The sequence below is a fragment of the Pseudomonas nicosulfuronedens genome, assembly GCF_005877905.1.
In the GTDB taxonomy this organism is placed as follows: domain Bacteria; phylum Pseudomonadota; class Gammaproteobacteria; order Pseudomonadales; family Pseudomonadaceae; genus Pseudomonas; species Pseudomonas nicosulfuronedens.
The window spans coordinates 51,022-70,806 of the sequence record NZ_SWDV01000041.1; the positions used below are offsets into that span (position 1 = coordinate 51,022).

At 63.3% G+C, this 19,785-nt stretch carries 20 protein-coding genes; 5 read left to right on the plus strand and 15 right to left on the minus strand.

The features are described from left to right. Nucleotides 1-23: 23 nt before the first annotated feature. The 15 genes from FAS41_RS25530 to FAS41_RS25600 form a co-directional block, all read right to left on the minus strand. Nucleotides 24-1,220 carry an acyl-CoA dehydrogenase family protein gene (locus FAS41_RS25530; RefSeq protein ID WP_138526146.1) on the minus strand — a complete coding sequence of 399 codons (1,197 nt, stop codon included), beginning with the start codon at nt 1,218-1,220 and terminating at the stop codon, nt 24-26. A 10-nt stretch (nt 1,221-1,230) separates the two neighbouring features. Then, a complete protein-coding gene (locus tag FAS41_RS25535; protein ID WP_138526147.1) occupies nt 1,231-2,100 on the minus strand; it encodes a MaoC/PaaZ C-terminal domain-containing protein in 870 nt (289 codons plus the stop codon). A 70-nt stretch (nt 2,101-2,170) separates the two neighbouring features. After that, entirely contained in the window at nt 2,171-3,088 is a 918-nt protein-coding gene (locus tag FAS41_RS25540) for an SDR family NAD(P)-dependent oxidoreductase (RefSeq protein ID WP_218939128.1), read from the minus strand. A gap of 59 nt (nt 3,089-3,147) precedes the next feature. Continuing rightward, a complete protein-coding gene (locus tag FAS41_RS25545) occupies nt 3,148-3,960 on the minus strand; it encodes an enoyl-CoA hydratase (RefSeq protein ID WP_138526148.1) in 813 nt (270 codons plus the stop codon). Between the two features lie 13 nt (nt 3,961-3,973). After that, entirely contained in the window at nt 3,974-5,137 is a 1,164-nt protein-coding gene (locus tag FAS41_RS25550) for an acyl-CoA dehydrogenase family protein (RefSeq protein WP_138526149.1), read from the minus strand. Between the two features lie 17 nt (nt 5,138-5,154). After that, nucleotides 5,155-6,309 (minus strand): acyl-CoA dehydrogenase family protein, encoded by a 1,155-nt coding sequence (locus FAS41_RS25555; protein WP_138526150.1) that lies wholly within the window; start codon nt 6,307-6,309, stop codon nt 5,155-5,157. Between the two features lie 2 nt (nt 6,310-6,311). Next, the gene (locus tag FAS41_RS25560; RefSeq protein WP_138526151.1) at nt 6,312-7,508 is read right to left on the minus strand and encodes an acyl-CoA dehydrogenase family protein; all 1,197 of its coding nucleotides are present in this window, start codon (nt 7,506-7,508) and stop codon (nt 6,312-6,314) included. Nucleotides 7,509-7,517: 9 nt separating this feature from the next. Next, nucleotides 7,518-8,663: a CaiB/BaiF CoA transferase family protein gene (locus tag FAS41_RS25565; protein WP_138526152.1), complete on the minus strand. Its 1,146-nt coding sequence runs from the start codon at nt 8,661-8,663 to the stop codon at nt 7,518-7,520. A gap of 107 nt (nt 8,664-8,770) precedes the next feature. Further along, nucleotides 8,771-9,763 (minus strand): alpha/beta hydrolase, encoded by a 993-nt coding sequence (locus FAS41_RS25570; RefSeq protein ID WP_138526153.1) that lies wholly within the window; start codon nt 9,761-9,763, stop codon nt 8,771-8,773. Further along, the gene (locus FAS41_RS25575; RefSeq protein ID WP_138526154.1) at nt 9,756-10,598 is read right to left on the minus strand and encodes an SDR family oxidoreductase; all 843 of its coding nucleotides are present in this window, start codon (nt 10,596-10,598) and stop codon (nt 9,756-9,758) included. Before FAS41_RS25575 ends, FAS41_RS25570 begins: the two co-directional genes overlap by 8 nt. A 4-nt stretch (nt 10,599-10,602) precedes the next feature. Continuing rightward, complete coding sequence (locus FAS41_RS25580; RefSeq protein ID WP_138526155.1) at nt 10,603-11,394, minus strand: enoyl-CoA hydratase/isomerase family protein; 792 nt, start codon at nt 11,392-11,394, stop codon at nt 10,603-10,605. Nucleotides 11,395-11,404: 10 nt separating this feature from the next. Then, a complete protein-coding gene (locus FAS41_RS25585; protein ID WP_138526156.1) occupies nt 11,405-12,193 on the minus strand; it encodes an enoyl-CoA hydratase/isomerase family protein in 789 nt (262 codons plus the stop codon). A gap of 13 nt (nt 12,194-12,206) precedes the next feature. Continuing rightward, complete coding sequence (locus FAS41_RS25590) at nt 12,207-13,004, minus strand: enoyl-CoA hydratase/isomerase family protein (RefSeq protein WP_218939129.1); 798 nt, start codon at nt 13,002-13,004, stop codon at nt 12,207-12,209. Next, a complete protein-coding gene (locus FAS41_RS25595; protein WP_138526158.1) occupies nt 13,001-14,152 on the minus strand; it encodes a thiolase in 1,152 nt (383 codons plus the stop codon). The genes FAS41_RS25590 and FAS41_RS25595 overlap by 4 nt, the downstream gene beginning before the upstream one ends. Before the next feature lie 62 nt (nt 14,153-14,214). Next, the gene (locus FAS41_RS25600; protein ID WP_138526159.1) at nt 14,215-14,583 is read right to left on the minus strand and encodes a Zn-ribbon domain-containing OB-fold protein; all 369 of its coding nucleotides are present in this window, start codon (nt 14,581-14,583) and stop codon (nt 14,215-14,217) included. Between the two features lie 325 nt (nt 14,584-14,908). Here FAS41_RS25600 and FAS41_RS25605 point away from each other — a divergent pair, with 325 nt between their 5' ends. The 5 genes from FAS41_RS25605 to FAS41_RS25625 are packed head-to-tail and all read left to right on the plus strand — an operon-like array spanning nt 14,909 to nt 19,553. Continuing rightward, the gene (locus FAS41_RS25605; RefSeq protein WP_218939130.1) at nt 14,909-16,138 is read left to right on the plus strand and encodes an acyl-CoA dehydrogenase family protein; all 1,230 of its coding nucleotides are present in this window, start codon (nt 14,909-14,911) and stop codon (nt 16,136-16,138) included. Between the two features lie 55 nt (nt 16,139-16,193). Further along, entirely contained in the window at nt 16,194-16,673 is a 480-nt protein-coding gene (locus FAS41_RS25610; protein WP_138526160.1) for a MaoC family dehydratase, read from the plus strand. A gap of 17 nt (nt 16,674-16,690) precedes the next feature. Next, nucleotides 16,691-17,962, plus strand: coding sequence for a CaiB/BaiF CoA transferase family protein (locus FAS41_RS25615; RefSeq protein WP_218939131.1), 1,272 nt, complete (start codon nt 16,691-16,693; stop codon nt 17,960-17,962). A gap of 22 nt (nt 17,963-17,984) precedes the next feature. Next, nucleotides 17,985-18,749, plus strand: coding sequence for a glucose 1-dehydrogenase (locus FAS41_RS25620; protein ID WP_138526162.1), 765 nt, complete (start codon nt 17,985-17,987; stop codon nt 18,747-18,749). A 27-nt stretch (nt 18,750-18,776) separates the two neighbouring features. Further along, complete coding sequence (locus tag FAS41_RS25625) at nt 18,777-19,553, plus strand: enoyl-CoA hydratase-related protein (RefSeq protein ID WP_138526163.1); 777 nt, start codon at nt 18,777-18,779, stop codon at nt 19,551-19,553. Nucleotides 19,554-19,785 lie beyond the last annotated feature (232 nt).

The window sequence follows — 19,785 nt, forward strand, 5'->3', positions numbered from 1 at the left end:
ATTCCGCCTAGACGGCGGCGCGATTAAAGGCCAAGGGTCAGCTTGGAGATGATGTTCTTCTGCACTTCATTGGAACCGCCGTAGATGGAAATCTTGCGCCAGTCCAAATAGTGCGGGGCCAGGGCGTTGAGCAGTTCGCCATTGGCCGTGTCGACGCCGGCGTCAGCCTCCAGCGCAGTTTCCACGAAGGGCACCGCGTAAGGTCCGGCGCACTCCATGATCAGCTCGGTGAGTCGCTGCTGGATCTCCGAACCGCGAATCTTCAGCACCGAGGCCTCGATACCGCTGCCCTGGCGCTTGCCCTCCTGGTCAATCAGACGCAGCAGCGACCACTCGTGGGCCAGCAGCTCCATCTCGATGGCGACGACCTTGTCGCGGAAGCGCACGTCCTCGATCAGCGGTCGCCCGTGTTTCAAGCTGCTCGCGGCGATTTCCTTGAGCCGGCGCATGAAGCGCTTGCAGTTGCCCAAACCGGCAATGTTGGTCCGCTCGTGGCCGAGCAGATACTTGGCGATCGACCAGCCCTTGTGCTCCTCCCCTACCAGATTCTCATACGGGACCCAGACGTTATCGAAGAACACCTCGTTGACGTCATGGCCGCCGTCGAGTGTCTTGATCGGGCGCACCTCGATGCCGGGCGTGGCCATGTCGATCAGCAGGAATGAGATACCTTCCTGTTGGCGGCCGTCGCTGTTGGTGCGCACCAGGCAGAAGATCCAGTTGGCCCACTGGGCGAAGGACGTCCAGATCTTCTGGCCATTGACCCGGTAGCCGTCGCCATCGCGCTCGGCGCGGCAGCGCAGGGCCGACAGGTCGGAGCCGGCGCCGGGCTCCGAATAGCCCTGGCACCACCAGTCGTGCATGTCGAGAATGCGCGGTAAGAAACGCTCCTGCTGGGCCGGAGTACCGAACTTCTGGAGCACCGGCGCGACCATCGACAGGCCGAACGGCATCTGCCGGGGCGCGCCGGCGGTAAAGCACTCCTCATCGAAGATATTGCGCTGCGCGGCGTTCCAGCCGGTGCCGCCGAACGCGGTCGGCCAGCCCGGTGCTCCCCATCCCCGGTCGGAGAGAATGCGCTGCCAGCGCACATAGTCCTCACGGCCCAGGTGCTGGAAATTCAGCACGCGGTCGCGGATGTCTGCCGGGAGGTGCTGCGCGACAAAATCGCGTACCTCCTGGCGGAAAGCCTTATCTTCGCTGCTTTCGCGGAAATCCATCGAGCGCTCCTCAGGTCAGTTCGATCACGCCGTTGTTCAGCACGGTGACGTCGCGGGCCTCGACCCGTGCGCGGAGCTGGACGCGCCCATCGGCGCCGCTCCAGAACTGGAAGCGCAACGTCTCGCCGGGGTACACCGGAGAGGTGAAGCGCGCGGCTAGGCGCTTGAGCCGGCTGGCATCACCATCGGCGCAACGGCAAACAGCGGCGAAGGCAGCCATGCCGTAGGTGGCCAGACCGTGCAGGATCGGCTGGTGGAAGCCGGCTCGAGCAGCGACCTCCGGGTCCGCGTGCAGCGGGTTGCTGTCACCGGAAAGGCGGTAGATCAGAGCGGCCTGCGGCGGCGACAGGAGTTCGAATTCGAAGTCCGGCGCACGCTCCGGCACCGCCGGCAGGCTCTGCGGAGGCTCGTCGCTGACACCGCCTTGTGCGGTGTAGCCACCGTCGCCACGCAGGAACGAAACCTGGCGGGTTTGCGCGATTCGCTCGCCACTATCGGCGTCGATGATGTCGCGCAGCAACTCGACGATGGCGCCTTTGCCGGCGCCCTTGTCGCAAATGCGATTAACCCGCGTGCGGCTGGTCACCCGTGCTTCGGCCGGCATTGGCCGGAACCATTGTGTGTCCTGTTCGCCATGGACCAGTTTCAGGTAGTCCACTCCGGTATCCGGATTGGTCATCCACGGCTTGGGCCAGGCGATGGCCGCCGCCAGGGTCGGGACCGCCTGCAGGTCCTTCTCGAAGGTGAAGCGCAGCTGCACCGGGTCCATCGGGTCGCCACCGACCCCCAGTCCCAGCGCGTAGAGGATGCTGTCGCGCTTGCTGTAGGACTGGGTAACTTCTTCGATGGGCCAGTGTTTGACGCGTTCGTAATTCAACATGCCGGGATCACTCGCTGTCTGATCGTGGGGTCAGCCTGCCGACGCCGGTCGGCAGGCTTGGGGAAACGGCTCAGACCGGTTCCCAGCTGTACACCTCGTGGGTTTGCTGCAGCGGCAGGAAGCTCGGGCGCAGCGCCGGAATGGCGTGTTCCGCCACTTCGGCCGGGGTCCAGCCGTTGTCGCGGTGCACCGAGCGGGTCACGCGCGGCTGGCTGACCAGCATGATTTCGTTGGAGCGGACGTAGAAAATTTGCCCGGATACGTCTTTGGCTTGGTCCGAGGCCAGGAAGACCGCCAACGGCGCCTGTTTGGACGGGTGCATCATTCGTTCCATGCGCTCGGCTTGCAGTTTCTTCTCCGGAGTGTCGGTCGGCACGGCACCGATCATGCGGCTCCAGGCCGCCGGCGAAATGCAGTTGGAGCGCACGCCGAAGGCGGCCATGTCCAGGGCGATGGCTTTGGACATGCCGACGATGCCCAGCTTCGCCGCCGCGTAGTTGACCTGGCCGACGTTGCCTACCAGACCAGTGTTGGAGGTCATGTGGATGTACGAACCCGAGCCTTGGGTACGGAAATGCGGGGCGGCGGCGCGCGCCATGAAGAACGAGCCGTTGAGGTGCACATTCAGCACCGCCAGCCACTCCTGCTCGTCCATCTTGTGGAACATGCGGTCGCGCAGGATGCCGGCGTTATTGACCACGCTGTCGATGCGCCCGAAGGTGTCCAGCGCGGTCTGCACGATGCGATGCGCAGAATCCCAGCCAGCGACGCTATCGGTGCTGGCGACAGCTTCACCACCGGCGGCCTTGATCTCATCGACCACACGCTGGGCCGGGCCTGCGTCCTGCCCATCTCCATGCACGGAGGAGCCCAGGTCGTTGACCACTACGCGGGCGCCCTCGGCGGCCATTGCCAGCGCGATGGCGCGGCCGATACCGTTGCCGGCGCCAGTCACTACTACTACCTTGCCTTCAACCATTCCACTCATTGTGCGTTCCTCTTGTTATAGGTGGACGAGCCGCCCGTGGCGCGCTCGGCGTCCAGTGCTCAGATTTCGTCGTCGGGGAAGTTCGGCTTGCGCTTCTCCATGAAGCTGGCAATGCCTTCCTTGTAGTCGGGCCCCTGATTGGCAATCGGCATGTCCAGGCCGGCGCTCATCACTGCCTCATGGCAGGTCTGGAATGGCACTTCCCAGAGCTGCTGCTTCATGATTCGCATTGAGCGAGGCGAGCAGTTTTCCGCTAGGTCGCGGGCGTAGGCGTAGGTCTCCTCTACCAACTGCTCGGCGGGAATCGCGCGGTTAACCAGGCCCATGCGCTGCGCCTCGATGCCCTTGATCTTGCGGGCAGACAGCAGCAGGTCCAGGGCGTTCGCATGGCCGACATGGCGCTCCAGGATCCAGGCCATGCCATATTCGGCAGTCAGCCCACGACGCGAGAACGCGGTAGTGATGGTGGCGTCCTCCGCAGCGAAGCGAACGTCACAGAACAGCGCGTGAATCAAGCCGATGCCTACGGTGGCGCCATTGAGCATGGCGATTACCGGCTTTGGAATGGCTGGGTAATACGAGCAGCGAGTCTGCCAGTCCGGGCGTTTGCGCATGTCGAAGGGACGCGGAAGCTTGGTCATCAGCTTGTGCGGATCACCGCCGAAACTGTTGATGTCGCCGCCCGCGCAGAACGCCTTGCCGGCGCCGGTGAAGACGATCACCCGCACGCCCTTGTTGGCGCCAGCTGTCTGCATGGCGTCGTACACCTCGGTGGCGACCTGGTCGTTCCAACTGTTGAGCTGGTCCGGCCGGTTGATGGTGATGGTCGCGATGCGATCCTTCACCTCGTAGAGAATGCTCTCGTAGTTCATCCCACCACCTCGCTCAGAAAGACCGCGGCAGGCCGAGGATGTGCTCGGCTACGTAGGACAGGATCAGGTTGGTGGAGATCGGCGCCACCTGGTACAGGCGCGTCTCGCGGAACTTGCGCTCAATGTCGTACTCGCAGGCGAAGCCGAAACCGCCGTGGGTCTGCAGGCAGGCGTTGGCGGCCTTCCAAGAAGCGGTAGCGGCCAGGTGCTTGGCCATGTTCGCCTCTGCGCCGCAGTTCTGGTGCGCATCGAACAGCTCACAGGCGCGATAGCGCATCAGGTCGGCAGCGCGCAGATCGATGTAGGACTCGGCGATGGGGAACTGGATGCCCTGGTTCTGGCCGATCGGGCGGTCGAAGACCACGCGGTCGTTGGCGTAGCGGGTCGCCCGGTCGACGAACCAGTAGCCGTCGCCGATGCACTCGGCAGCAATCAGCGTACGTTCGGCGTTGAGGCCATCGAGGATGTACTTGAAGCCCTTGCCCTCCTCGCCGATCAGGTTTTCTTCTGGGATCTCCAGGTTGTCGAAGAACAGCTCGTTGGTCTCGTGGTTGACCATGTTCGGGATCGGCCGAACATCGAGCCCCTTGCCGATGGCGTCATGCAGGTCAACCAAGAAACACGACAGGCCTTCGGACTTCTTCTTCACCTCGGCCAGCGGCGTGGTGCGCGCCAGCAAGATCATCATGTCCGAGTGCTGGACCCGAGAAATCCACACCTTCTGCCCGTTGACCACGTAACGGTCGCCTTTCTTCACCGCATTGGTCTTGAGCTTGGTAGTGTCGGTGCCAGTGGTCGGCTCGGTGACTGCCATGGACTGCAGGCGCAGCTCGCCGCTGGCAATCTTCGGCAGGTACTTGCGCTTCTGCTCTTCCGAGCCGTTACGCAGCAGGGTGTTCATGTTGTACATCTGCCCATGGCAGAAACCCGAGTTGCCGCCATTGCGGTTGATCTCTTCCATAATCACCGAGGCCTCGGCCAGGCCCAGGCCCGAGCCGCCGTACTCTTCCGGGATCAGCGCGGCCATCCAGCCGGCCTTGGTCAGGGCATCAACGAAGGCTTCGGGGTAGACGCGGGCGTGGTCGATCTTGCGCCAGTACTCGTCGGGGAACTCGGCGCACAGGTCGCGCAGGGAGTCGCGCAGCTCGCGGTACGGATCGTTTGCGTCGTGCTTCATACAGGCTCTCTCGTCAGTCAGGCGTCGGCGGCAATCAGGCCGCCATCGCGGGCCAGTTGCGCCAGGTGGTGGTCGGCATCGCCGAAAAGGATTTCGATCATCGACAAGCGGCGCATGTAGTGGCCGACCTGGCATTCTTCGGTCACGCCGATGCCGCCGTGCAGTTGCACCGCCTGCTGGGCGACAAAACGCGCCGAACGGCTGATCTGCACCTTGGCCGCGGCGATGGCGCGGCGGCGCTCCAGGGCGTCGTCCTCGCCGACCATCATGCTGGCGTAGAGCGCCATGCTGCGGGCCTGCTCGATCATCACCAGCATGTCGACCGCCTGGTGTTGCAGAGCCTGGAATGAGCCGATGAGCACGCCGAATTGCTTGCGCACCTTCAGGTATTCGACGGTCATGTCGAAGGCTTGCTGCATGGCGCCGACAGCCTCGGCGCACAGCGCCGCTAGAGCGCCATCGACCGCCTTCTCGATCAGCGGGAGTGCTTGCCCTACAACGCCGAGCAGCGCCGCCTCAGGTACGCGCACGTCCTTCAGGGTGATATCCGCGGCGCGCAGTCGGTCCTGCGTCTGATAGCCGCGACGCTTCACGCCAGGGGCGTTGGCATCGACGAGGAAGAGAGCCAGGCCGTCGGCATCGCGGCGCGCGCCAGAGACGCGGGCGGAAACGATGATTTGATCCGCGCAATCGCCATGCAACACGTAGCGCTTGCTACCATCGAGCACCCAGTCATTGCCTTCACGGCGGGCGCTACTGGCAACATCGGCCAGGTCGTAACGCGCCTGGGACTCGCTGTGGGCGAAGGCGAGCAGGCGCTCGCCGGCGATCAGCGCCGGCAGGATATCGGCGCGCTGCGCCGGGCTCGCGGCGTTGGCAAGCAGGCCACCTGCGAGCACTACCGTCGCCAGATAGGGTTCGAGCAGTAGGCCACGGCCCGCCGCCTCCATGACGATCAGAGTTTCCGCCGGACCGCCGGCAAAGCCGCCATCGGCCTCGGCGAAAGGCAGCCCGAGCAGGCCGAGTTCGGCATAGCTGGCCCAGAGCGCACGGCTCCAGCCGTCTGCCTCGCCCATGTAGCGGTTGCGCTGCTCGAAGCCATAGCGGTCGGCAACCAGGCGCTCGACCGCATCCTTGAGCATGCGTTGTTCTTCGTTCAGATCGAAATTCATGCTTAGAGTCCGAGCAGGGATTTGGCCAGGATGTTGTGCTGGATTTCGTTGGAGCCACCAACGATGGACACGTGGCGCACCCAGTAGTAGTTGGGCGCGATGGTGCGTGCCCAATCGTCGTTACCCTCCACCTCGCGGTCGCCAACGACGAACTCGTGGTCGTATTCCAGAGCGTTGTAGCCGGCCACTTCCATCAGCAACTCGGTAGCGGCCTGCTGCAGTTCCGAGCCCTTCATCTTCAGGATCGAACTGCGCGGATCGGGCGCATGGCCGAACTTCTCGCTATCGGCGATGACGCGCATCTGGGTCATCTCCAGCGCCTTGAGCTCCACCTCCAGCGCGGCGACGCGCTCGCGGAAGCGCGACTCGTCGGCCAACACGCCATCACCGGCGGGCACCTGCGCGGCCAACTGCTTGGCACGGCGCACGCGGAACTTCGACAGGCCGACACGGGCGATGCCGCCGCGCTCGCTGCCGAGCAGGAACTTGGCGACATCCCAACCGCGGTTTTCCTCACCGACCAGGTTGGCCACTGGCACGCGCACGTTGTCGAGGAACATCTCGTTTGTTTCGTGGTGGCCGTCGAGGGTGACGATCGGGCGTATCGAGATGCCCGGAGTCTTCATGTCCATGAGCAGGAAACTGATGCCCTGCTGCTTCTTGGCCGTGGCGTCTGTGCGCACCAGCACGAAGCACCAGTCGGCATGGTGCGCGGTGGAGGTCCAGAGCTTCTGACCGTTAAGCACGTAGTGATCACCATCGCGAACGGCGCTGGTGCGCAGCGAGGCCAGGTCCGACCCCGAGCCCGGCTCCGAGAAGCCCTGGCAGAACCAGTAGTCCATCTTCGCCACGCGTGGCAGGAAGTGCTCTTTCTGCGCCTGGGTGCCGAAGGCGATCAGCACCGGGCCGATCATGTTCATGTTGAAAGAGATCGGTTCAGGCGCAGGTGCCATGTGCAGCTCTTCCTTGAAGATGTAGTGCTGCGTGGCGCTCCAGGCCTGACCGCCCCACTCCGGCGCCCAGGCCGGGCAAGACCAGCCCTTGGCGTGCAGGATTTTCACCCAGCTCACCATTTCGTCCTTGGACAAGCGCTGTCCGAACTCGACCTTGCGCTGGATCGACGCCGGCACGGCGCTCTTCAGGAAGGCGCGGACCTCATCGCGAAAAGCCAGCTCTTCAGGGGTGAATCGCAGTTCCATAAGGGGTCCTCAGTCGATGATGCCGTTGCCGCGCAGCTCCGCGATCCGTTGCGGATCGAACCAGGCAGCTAAGGCAGCATCAGTGTTCTCGGTGGTGATCGGTTGCGGCGCAAACGGCGTGTGTGGAACGCTGCGCGAAAAGCGCGGCGCGGGCGCCGGCTGAGTCACGCCGTCGACTTCGATGAACGTGCCGCGGGCGCGCAAGTGCGGGTGCTCCGGCGCCTCTACGAAACTCAGCACACCGGCGGCACAGGCGTCGCTGGACTCCAGCAGCGCCGCCCACTCGTCTCGGGTGCGGCTGCGGAAGCGCTCAGCGATCGTCTGTTTGGCGGCAGCCCAAGCCGTGCGGTCCATCTGTGCGCCGAGGGTTGCCGGGTCCAGGTCCAGCAGGCGGAGCAATTCCGCGTAGAACTTGCTCTCGATGGGGCCGATGCTCAGGTACTTGCCGTCGCTGCACTGGTAGCAGTCGTAGAACGGCGAACCACTATCAGTAATGTTGGTCCCCCGCCCTTCCTTCCAGATCCCCGCGGCGATCATGCCGAAGAAGGTGGTGGCCAGATGCGCGGCACCATCGACGATAGCCGCGTCGACCACCTGCCCCAGGCCGGAGCGTTGTGCCTCCAGAATCCCCGCCATCAGCCCCAGGGCCAGATACAGCGAGCCGCCGGCGTAGTCTCCCAGCAGGTTCAGCGGAATGCTCGGCGGCTGCCCTTCGCGCCCGATGGCATCGAGGATGCCGGTGAGCGCGAGGTAGTTCAGGTCATGCCCGGCGTATTTCGCCAGCGGTCCGTCCTGGCCCCAGCCGGTCATCCGGCCATAGACCAGGCGCGGATTGCGCGCCAGGCAATCGTCAGGCCCCAAGCCCAGGCGCTCGGTGACGCCAGGGCGGAAACCTTCGATCAGAGCGTCAGCCTGCTCGACCAGCTGCAGCACGGTCTCGACGCCCGCCGGATCCTTCAGGTCGACGGCGATCGCGTAGCGATTGCGCAACAGGGTGTTGTATTGCAACGGGCGTTCGATACCCAGCTTGACCGGTTCCTTGCGGTCGACCCGGATCACCGTCGCACCTAGATCAGCCAGCAACATGGCGCACATCGGCCCGGGCCCGATTCCTGCCAGCTCGACGACCTTGATCCCGGAAAGCGGACCTGCCATTCAGACTCTCCCCAGGCCGGATACGGCCTGCCATTGATCTTCTTGCCCGCGCCGCGTGATTCTGGAGCCGGGTCCCGGTGCCGCTGGCACGGTCAGGCGGCAGCGCATTACGCTGCACACACCCGGCGCGCCCAGGACTCGATGCGATCCCAGAGCAGGCGGCGAGTCCCGGCGAAGTTGTGCATGTGCGCCATGCGCGGCACGATGAACAGGCTGACGTCCGGCGAGGCTAGGTAGGCCGTCGGCTCCGCATGCGGCTCGGGGCAGACGTCGCGCTCACCCATGGCGACCAGTACCGGTACCGTTATCGCGGCGGCCTCCTCCTTGACGATGCCCGGCGTCATCATGGTTACGGCGCACGGCGGCACAGTGAAGCTGCCGAAGCGCGGTGCGGTCTGCCGTATCGGATAGCCGCCGCCCATGTCTGCCTCAAGAATGTCCGGCGGCACGTCTTCCCAGTGGAACGGATAGACGAAATCGACCACCGTCTGGCTGCTGGCCTCGACGCTGATTTCCTCCAGCGGCTTGCCGCCCTGCACAAGGTGCCCCTGGATGCCGAGCTGGCGGTCGCTTTCGTCGCGCTGCGGCAGTACGGTATGCAGCGCGCTATAGCCCAGCGGAGCAATGCCGTCGAAGGTGGCATGGCGGCCCTGCATGGCGATGGTGACGTTGCCGCCCATCGACTGTCCAAGGCCGACCGCCTTCAATCCCGGGAGCGCCGGATAATCGGCGAGCAGGCGGCCCTCGCGCAGCTTGCCAAGCACTTCGCGGACCGCAGCGTCGTTGGCAGTGGCCAGCTGCTGCACGGTGTATTCGCGCAGGTGGTCACCGCTGCTGTCGCCCACGCCCAGGTGGTCGTAGCTGACGAAAATGAAGCCGTTGCGCACATGTGCGAGCGCTTGGCTGTAATCCACGTGGCCGGAAAAGTCCATGTCGTAGTAGTGCCGCGTGTAGCCACCACCGGGCGAAGCGAAAATCGCGACCGGTTGCGCGCCAAGCACCTCTGCCGGCGGCAAGTACACGCTCAACGCGATCCACTGGGGCGACTGATAGGGCAGCGCGGCGCTGACGTCGATGCGCAACTCGAGCGGATTAGCCACGACGAAGCTCCTGCCATTGTTCTTCCGTCCAGTCCTGCATCGCGCGGAACGACGGCCCGCCTACGCCCTGCATCCAGCGGCCGCCGTCGATCACCACCATCTCGCCGGTGATGTAGCCGGAACCGTCGCTGGCCAGGTAGCTGTAAAGGTTGGCCAGCTCCTGGTGGTCGCCGAAGCGCCGCAGCGGAACGCCCTTGTCTTGCGGCTCGACCTGCGAGCCCGGCGGGTACAGCTGTTCCCAGGCCCCAGGTGTGGGGAACAGGCCCGGAGCCACACAGTTCAGGCGAATGCCCTTGGGGCCCCACTCCACCGCCAGGCTGCGGGTCATCGCCAGTACCCCGGCCTTGGCCGCCGCGCTCGGCGCAGTGAACGCCGAGCCAGTCATGGTCGGCGTGGAGACGGTGCTGATGACGTTGCCCGGCCGCCCCTCGGCTATCCAGCGTTTACCGGCAGCGATGGTGCAGTAGAAGCTGCCGTGCAGGACGATATCCAGCACCGCGTCCACCGCCCGAGGCGACAGCGTTTCGGTGCGCGCGATGAAGTTGGCGGCAGCATTGCACAGCAGCACATCGAGCGGACCGCTGCTCCAGATTTCCTCCATCATCGCCTCGACCGACTCGGCGTTGCGCACATCGGCCTGCACGGTGGCAACCCGCGCCCCCGGAATTGCCTCGCGGAATTCTGCGGCTGTGGCGTCCAGGACCTCCTTGCGACGACCGGCAATCACCAGCTCGGCGCCCAGTTCCAGGTAGCGCTTGCCGATGCTCTTGCCCAGACCGGTGCCGCCACCAGTGATCAGAATCTTTTTCCCCGCCAGAAGCGTGCGTTCGAACATGGCTTCAATTCCCGCTGAATGTCGGTTTGCGTTTTTCCAGGAAGGCCGTCACGGCTTCCTGGTGGTCCTGTGTCTGGCGGGTCAGCGGGTTGAGGTCGACCTCGCGCCGCCAGGCCGCTTCTATGCTGTTGCCGCCCTGCACCAGCGAGGCCTTGAGCAACGCCAGGGTCACCGGTGGCAGCTGGGCCAGCCGCGCAGCCTGGGCGATGGCAGCCTCCAGGGCCTGGCCGGGAGCGACTACCTGGTTGAACAGGCCGATGCGCCCGGCCTCGGCACCGTCGAAGGAGGCGCCACTGAGCATCAGTTCGCGGGCCTTGCCGGCCCCCACCTTCTGCGGCAGGGTCCAGAGCACGCCGGTGTCGGGCAGCAAACCGACCTTGACAAATGCGCAGGACAGCTTCGCCGCCGTGCTGCCGATCGCCAGATCGCAGGCTGCGGCCAGAGAAACACCAGCCCCCATGCAACTGCCCTCAACCGCTGCGACAATCGGCTTGTCGCCGGTGAAGAGCATCCGGAATAGACGCACGCCGATGCTGATGCGCTCGCGCATATCCAGCAGTGAAGGCGAGACCTGGGTCATTTCAGAGAGATCGCCGCCGGCGCAGAAATGCTCGCCGGCCCCGGTGAGGACGATGGCGCGGCTTTGCGTGTCCTCGTGGAGCAGCTGGTGGAAGACCTCGAGCAGCGCGAGGCGCATCTTCAGCGAGAACGCGTTGCGCCGTTCGGGGTAGTTCATGGTGACGATGGCCACCTGGTCGCGGTGCTCGACCTGGACGATGTCGGTGTGTTCGCTCATCTCGGGTCCCTTATTGGCCGGTGAAGACCGGCGCGCGCTTCTCGATGAAGGCGTTGGCCGCTTCCAGGTGATCCTTCGACTGGCGCAGAAGCGGCTGGTAGTCGATTTCCGCGCGCAGCGAGGCTTCCATGTGGTCGGCACCGAAGGTCAGCGCGGACTTCAGCAGGGCCATGCCCAGCGGCGGTTGTTGCGCCAAGGCGCGGGCGTATTCGATGGCCGCCGGCAGCGCCTGCCCCGGCTCGACCACGCGGTTGGCCAGGCCGATGCGCAGGGCCTCGGCCGCGTCGATTTCTCGCGCCAGCGAGAGGAGCTCACGGGCCTTGCCCGGGCCGATCTTCTTCGGCAGGGTCCAGAGGATGCCGGTATCGGGAATCAGCCCGATGCGCATGAAGGCCGCGCAGAAGCGCGCGTCGGATGCCGCCACCAGGTAGTCGGTGGCGACCGCCAGCGACAGCCCGGCGCCGAAGGCCACACCTTCGACCGCGCTGACCACCGGCTTGGGGCCACCGAGCATGTCGCGCACCACTTCACAGGACTCGGCGAGAATCTCGCGGCTCTGCAGCACCGTGCGCTTGGTCATCTCGGAAATGTCGGCGCCAGCGCTGAATTGCCCGCCTGCGCCGGTGAGCACGATGGCCTTTGACTCGGGGTCGGCGACCAACAGGCGGTGCATGGTGTCGCGCAGGGCCAGGCGCATCTGCCGGCCCATGGCATTGCGCCGCTGCGGATTGTTGATGGTGACGATGGCAATTTCGCCATCGCGGCTGACCTGTATGCGCTCGTCGCTATGTTCGGACATGTCGCACTCCTTATCAGTTGCCGACAAACACGGCCGGACGTTTTTCCATAAAGGCCTTGGCGGCCTCCTGGTGGTCCTGGCTGCGACGCAGGATCGGCTGTAGGTTGACTTCGGTCTCGATCGCCTCGTCCAGCGAGGCGATCCCCCCGGCCAACGCCGACTTCAGGTGAGCCACCGCCAGCGGCGGCATGCTCGCGTACTGGCGCGCAACTTCCAGCGCAGCCGACAGGGTCTCGCCAGGTGCTGTCAGTTGGTTGGCGAACCCCATATCCAGGGCCTCGCGGCCATTGAACTCATCGGCGCCGAGCATCAGCTGGCGGGCCTTGCCGCCGCCGACGCGCTGAGCCAACGACCAGAACAGACCGGTATCGGGCATCAGTCCGACCTTGACGAAGGCGCAGGCATAGCGGGTATCGCTGGCAGTAACCACATAATCGCTGGCAGCGGCGAGGGACACGCCCGCGCCCATGGCGAAGCCTTCGACGGCAGCAACGACAGCCTTGGGGCCCTCTACCAGCAATCGGAAGATGTTCAGCGGAAGTAGATTGCGCTCGCGGTATTCCAGAACGGTGCGCTCTTTCATTTCCGAGATGTCGCCACCAGCGCAGAACACCTGATTAGCGCCGGTGAGCACGATCGCCCGGCAAGCACTGTCCTGATGCATCAGCCGATACAACACTTCGTACAGCGACTCACGCATCTTCAACGAGAAGGCATTGCGCCGTTGCGGGTAGCTGAGCGTGACGATCGCCACCTCGCCGTCGCGTTCGACGCGCACCAACTGCTCCGAGGTTTCGATGGCCTGGCTCACAGGGTGTCCTCCGTGCCGAGAATCAGCGTCGCTTGGCTGGACAGCACGCCACCGTTGCCATGGGCGACGGCCAGCCTGGCGCCGTCCACCTGGCGGGCGCCGCATTGGCCCATCAGCTGCTGAGTGGCCTCGACCATGGTGAACAGGCCGTACATCCCCGGGTGGACGCAGGACAGGCCACCACCATTGGTATTCACCGCCAACCGCCCGCCGGGCGCGATACCACCGTCGGCGACAAAGCGCCCGCCCTCACCCTTCGGACAGAAGCCGAGGTCTTCGAGGAACAGGATGGTGTTGATGGTGAAGGCGTCGTAGAGCATGACGACATCGATGTCGGCGGCGCTCACGCCGGCCATTTCATAGGCCCGACGCGAAGAGTCCTGTGCTGCAGTCACCGTCAGGTCGGCCATGGAGGCAATTTCGCGGTGCGTGGTGGCGGAGCCCGCACCCAGCAGGTACGCCGGGTTGGCCACCAAGTCGCGCGCCCGGTCAGCACGAACCATGACCACTGCGGCGGCGCCGTCGGTGACCAAGCAGCAGTCACGCACGGTCAGCGGGTCGGACACCATACGCGCGCCCAGCACATCTTCGATGCTGAGGTCGTCGCGCATATAGGCATCGGGGTTGAGCTGCGCCCACTTGCGCGCGGCGACCGCGACTTCGGCGAGGTGCTCGCGCGTGGTGCCGTATTGATGCATGTGCCGGGCCGCTGCCAGAGCATAGGACGACACCGGGTTTATCGGCCGATAAGGCGTCTCCCACGGCGACGGGCGCGAGGACTGCACCAGCTTGCCGGATGCGCTCTTCTGGTTGCTGCCATATGCGATCAGGGCAACGTCAATCTGGCCGCTGGCCAGCGCCATCGCGGCAGTGTGGGCGTATATCTGGAAAGCCGACCCGCCGGTACGGTTGTTGTCGGTGAAGCGCGGATGGATGCCCAGGTATTCGGAGAACGTCAGCCCCGAGAGCATGTCATCGGGGACACTGACGAACAGCCCATCGACATCGCTGGGCTTCAGCCCGACCTGGGCCAGGGCGCGCACGCTGGCGGCTGCCGCCAGATCCATGGACGACAGCCCGGGAGCCTCGCCCATTCCGTAAGTGGCGCCGGACACGATGGCGGTCTGCCCACGCAAGCTCTGATACATATCGTCTCCTGCCTTGTTCTTGTCTGTGCAGGTTGAAGAAGCGTTCGATGGCAAGCGCCAGGTCAGGCCGGCTCGAACACGAGAACCGCCGCTGCGGGGTCATCACGCAAGATCTTCGCCTTCACCGGCATGCCAATGCGCACCTGCTCAGGGGCCACACCCTCGACACGGCTCATCAGGCGCACGCCTTCTTCGAGGTCGATCAGGGCGACGTTGTAGTTCGGGGTTGGTGGGCGCTGGCGCACAACGGTCGTGGAATAGACGACGCCACGACCACTGGCCTCAACCCATTCCAGGTCGGTGTTGCCCGTGCCAGGCTCCGCGACGCGCGGATAGAAGACATGGCCGCCACTCTGGCGGCTGCGCTGGATCATGAAGCGCCCTTGGCAAAGGAAGCGCTGGTAATCGGATTCCGGTTGCAGGCTGTGCATGAGCCCTCCTTTGAGAGGCCGTTGCAGATCATCTTTATGAACAACGTTCCGAATAGTAAACGTCGTTCAGAGATCGCGTCAAGCCGCCAACCGGATATACCACCCATCCTTTATGCATCATTCCAAACGGCGTTTCCATAACTCCGGCGATGCTTTTGTCACTTTTCTACCTATCTATAAGCGCCATGGATGACCGGCACCCCTAGAAACACAAAACATCCACGGATTTCGCGGCATCCAGGCACTTCAACCGCTAGCTTCGTCGCTTGACACCTTTTATGAACGTCGTTTACTTTTACGAACAGCGTTCAGAATTATACAACCCATGGCATTGCCCGCCGCGCGGCAGCAAGCCCATGACGGAGCCAGCGATACCGTGAACTACGAATTGACCGACGAGCAGCGCGAAATCCAGGATCTGATCCGCCGGGTGGCGCGCGAAAAGGTGGCCCCGCGGGCGGACGAGATCGATCGCAGTGCGGAATACCCGCATGACATGTTCGCCCTGCTTAAGGAGCTGGGCCTCTTCGCCCTGCCCTTCCCGACCGAGTACGGCGGCACCAACAGCCTGCTGTCCGCCTGTATCGCGGTCGAAGAGCTAGGGCGCGTCTGCTATAACACCGGATACCTGCTGGTCGTGCAGTGGACACCGTTCGGCGCCATCCTGGCCGGCGGCACCGAGGAACAGAAACAGCGCCTGCTGCCCGGCCTAGCCAGTGGCGACATCCGTGGCGCCCTTTCGCTCACCGAACCGCAGAGCGGCTCGGACGTCTCCGGCATCAAGACCAGCGCCCGTCGCGTGGAAGGCGGCTATCGCCTGAACGGCGCGAAGATCTGGTGCACCAATTCACACATCGCTGACTTCATCCTGGTCGCCGCGAAAACCGTGGACGAAGGCGGCGCGCCCCTGGGTATCAACCTGTTCATCGTCGACCGGCAGACCCCAGGTCTGACCATCGGTGCCCACGAAAGCAAGATGGGCGCGCGCGGCGTGCCCGCTTGCCCGCTGTTCTTCGACGACGCCTTCGTGCCCGTAGCCAACCGCGTTGGCCCGGAAGGCGGCGAGGGTTTCAAAGTAGCCATGGAGGCGCTGAACACCAGCCGTCCACTGATCGCCGCGCGCGCAGTGGGCCTGGCCCAGGGCGCCATCGATCACTCAGTTGACTACATCCAGAACCGCGTCGCCTTCAAGCAGAAGGTCAGCGACTTCCAGGGCGTGCGCTGGATGATTGCCGACATGGTCACTCAAACCGAAGCAGCCCGTCAGCTGGTATACCGCACCGCCTCCATGGTCGACGCCGGTGTCACCGGGCGCGCCCTCGCCCCCATGGCTGCGATGTCGAAGATGTTCGCCTCCGACGTGGCCATGAAGGTCGCCACCGACGCAGTGCAGCTGTTCGGCGCCGCCGGCATCTCCAATGAGTACCCGATCAATCGTTATTTCCGCGACGCCAAGGTGGTCCAGATCATCGAAGGCACCAACCAGATCCAGCGCAACATCGTCGCCGACAGTGTTCTCGGCCGCGCCAGCCGCGGCGAGGCGAAGCCCCGCTAAGGGCCTTGCGTAGCACCACACGCCCCGCATTCAACAATAAAGATAGGGAAAAGAAATGGAGCAGATCGAAACCGTAGGCCTGGGCATTCACTGGGAAGACCTCCCCGTGGGCCGTCGTTTCAAGACTGTCGGCCGTACCGTGACCGAAACGGACGTGGTCAATTTCGTCTCGGTGACCGGCATGCTCGAGGTGCTCTTCACCAACGTCGAGTTCCTCAAGGAGCAATCGGCAATCAAGGGGCGGGTCGCCCCTGGCGCACTGGTCTTCACTTTCGCCGAAGGTCTGCTGACTCAGGCCACCATGCAGGGGGTCGGCTTCGCCTTCCTGAACATGGAGTTGGACATCAAGGGGCCGGTCTTCGTCGGTGACACCATCCACGTGGAATGCGAGGTCATCGAGTGCCGCGAGAGCAAGAACCGCCCCGGCCTCGGCCTGGTGCGCACGCGCAACCGCATCTACAAGCAGGACGGCACGTTGGTGCAGGAGTACACCCCCCTGCGCCTGGTCAAGGGCAAGGACTACAGGGCTGACTGATCATGGTGCAACGGGCAATGGAGAAAGCCACCGGCCCGCTCACAGGGCTGCGTGTTATCGACCTGACTATCAACGTGCTTGGCCCAGTCGCCACTCAAATTCTTGGCGATATGGGGGCCGATGTAATCAAGGTCGAACCACCCACTGGAGACCAGAACCGTCAGAACGGCCCAGGCCGTAATGCCGGGATGTCGGTCTTCTATCTGATCATGAACCGCAACAAGCGCAGCGTGGTACTCGACCTGAAAAAGGAAGAGTGCATGGAGGCGCTAATGAAGCTGGTCGAGACTGCGGACGTGATCGTCCACAGTATGCGCCCCAGCGCAGCCGCTCGATTGGGCATCTGCTACGAAAAAATTCGTGCTCGTAATCCGCGGATCATCTACGCATTCGCACCTGGTTACCGAGGTGACGGCCCTTACAAAGACATGCCGGCATTCGACGATGTGATTCAGGGGGAGAGCGGTCTCGCTGCAATCAACCGGGATCTGGACGGACGCCCTCGCTACTTCCCCACTGTAATCGTGGACAAGTTCTGCGGGTATGTACTGGCTTCATCGATCAGCATGGCTCTGCTGCACCGTGAGCGCACTGGCGAGGGTCAGCAGGTACTCGTTCCTATGCTGGAGACGATGCTTCAGTTCAACCTCTTTGAGCATATGTGGGAAGGAGCCCTCGGAGAATCAAGCGGCCTCGGCTACACGAGGATGTTCTCTCCACATCGTCGGCCATACGCCACGCTCGATGGCTACATCTGTCTGCTGGCGGTCAATGATGAGCAATGGCGCCGAGTACTCACTGCCATCGGACGGCCAGAGCTTCTAGAAGACTCGCGCTTCTGCCGAATGACTGAACGTATGCGCAACATCAACGAGCTGTACAGCATTCTCGGTGATGCCATCTGCAAACGTACTTCAGCCTACTGGGAAAAGGCCTTTGCGGAAGCTGATGTACCTCATGGTCAAGTCCGCGAGCTCAATGAGCTGATGAACGACGACTACCTAAGGGAGACCGGTTTCTTCCAAAAGGTAGAGCACCCGACAGAGGGTAGCTTGGTGATGACCTCCATCCCAGTGCAGTTCTCAGCCTCTCCGGGGAACGTCCGCTACCTCCCCCCGAACCTTGGCGAACACAGCCAGGAAGTTCTGGCCGAGATTGGCTACAGCACAGAGCAGATTGACCGACTTAGTGCCCCCCGGGCTGCAAGCACGCAGAAGCCCGCGCCGCCGTCCCCATCTCCATCAGTCGATAGTCTGGCCATCGAATCTGCGGCTCAGCCGCGTTCTTAGCGACTCCTTAAGGGTACTTAGCATGAAAGGATTGAAAGATAAGGTCGTAGTGGTGACCGGCGGCGCAGGCGGCATTGGTAGTGCTATCTGCAAGAGATTCGCCGAAGAAGGCTCCGTGGTCGCGGTTTTCGACCTGAATGCTGATGCTGCCAACCGACTTGTAGGTGAGATTGAGTCCGCTGGCGGCCGTGCTCGTGGCTACAGCGTTGATATTACGGATCACGCTGGTGTGCATGCAGCCGTAGAGCGCGTGGAAGGTGAGTTGGGCCCGATTGAAGTCCTGGTCAACAACGCCGGCTGGGATACGGGCGCCTTTTTCCTGCAGACCGAAAAGCCGTTCTGGGACAAGGTCGTCGCTATCAACCTCTATGGCCCCCTGAACATGCACCACGCTGTTCTGCGCCGAATGAGCGAACGCGGCCGTGGCCGCGTGGTGAATATTTCCTCGGATGCAGGACGCGTTGGCTCTTCGATGGAAGCCGTTTACTCGTTCTGCAAGGGCGGTCTGATCGCCTTCACCAAAACCATGGCTCGCGAAATGTCCCGCCAGCAGATCCCGGTGAACGTCGTCTGCCCTGGTCCTACCGCCACTCCGCTGCTGGACAACCTCGCTCAGGGTGAAAAGGGCGAGAAGATCAAAGCCGGCCTGGTGAAGGCTGTTCCGTTCGGCCGTATGGGACAGCCCGATGACATTGCCGGAATGGTGCTGTTCCTCTCCAGTGACGATGCCGCCTTTATCACCGGGCAAGTAATCAGCGTTTCTGGCGGCCTGACCATGGCTGGCTGACCCAAGAATCTTCATCAGGAGTTAAACATGGAATTCAAAGACATCATCTACACCGAAGACAACGGTGTCGCCACCATCACCATCAACCGCCCTCAGGTGTACAACGCTTTCACTTCGAATACCTGTGAGGAGCTGATCCAGGCTTTCAGCCTGGCTGGCTACAACAAAGATGTAGGCGTCGTAGTCCTCACTGGTACCGGTGATAAAGCTTTCTGCACCGGCAGCGACCAGTCTGGTGGCCGCCACAAGGGTCGCGGTGTTGTTGGCCTGCCTATCGAAGAACTGCAGAGCATCATCCGCGATATTCCCAAGCCAGTGATCGCACGCGTGAACGGCTACGCGATCGGCGGCGGCAACGTACTCGTCACCCTGTGTGACCTCGCCATTGCCTCCGAGACCGCCCAACTCGGTCAGGTAGGTCCGAAAGTGGGCTCGGTTGACCCTGGTTTCGGCACTGCTCTGCTCGCGCGACTCGCAGGCGACAAGCGCGCGCGTGAAATTTGGTATCTCTGCCGCCGCTACAGCGCACAGCAGGCTCTTGACTGGGGCCTGGTCAACGCCGTCGTTCCGGCAGATCAACTCGATGCCGAAGTTAAGAAGTGGTGCGATGAGATCCTGCAGATGAGCCCGACCGCCATCGCCCTTGCCAAGCGTTCCTTCAACATGGACAACGAGAACATCCGCGGTATCGGAGCTTTCGCCATGCAAGCCCTGGCGATGTATTACGACACAGAGGAATCCAAAGAAGGCGGCAATGCCTTCCGCGAAAAGCGTAAACCGGAATTCCGCAAATACGTTAAGTGATCCTGAAGAGGCGACCGTATCGGTTGCCTCTTTTTTATGCAAAGAAGCACAACAGGAACAATAACAATGACGGCCAACGTTAGTGCGCTTTCGACAACCCGATCCTGGGCCCTAGTATTCTGGGGAACCCTAGGTAGCGTCTTCCTAGCAGTCCAAATCTACGTTTATGGATCCTGGATTCGCTCCGACGACTTTCGCCCCACATTGCGGGGGACTGACCCCATCCCAGACT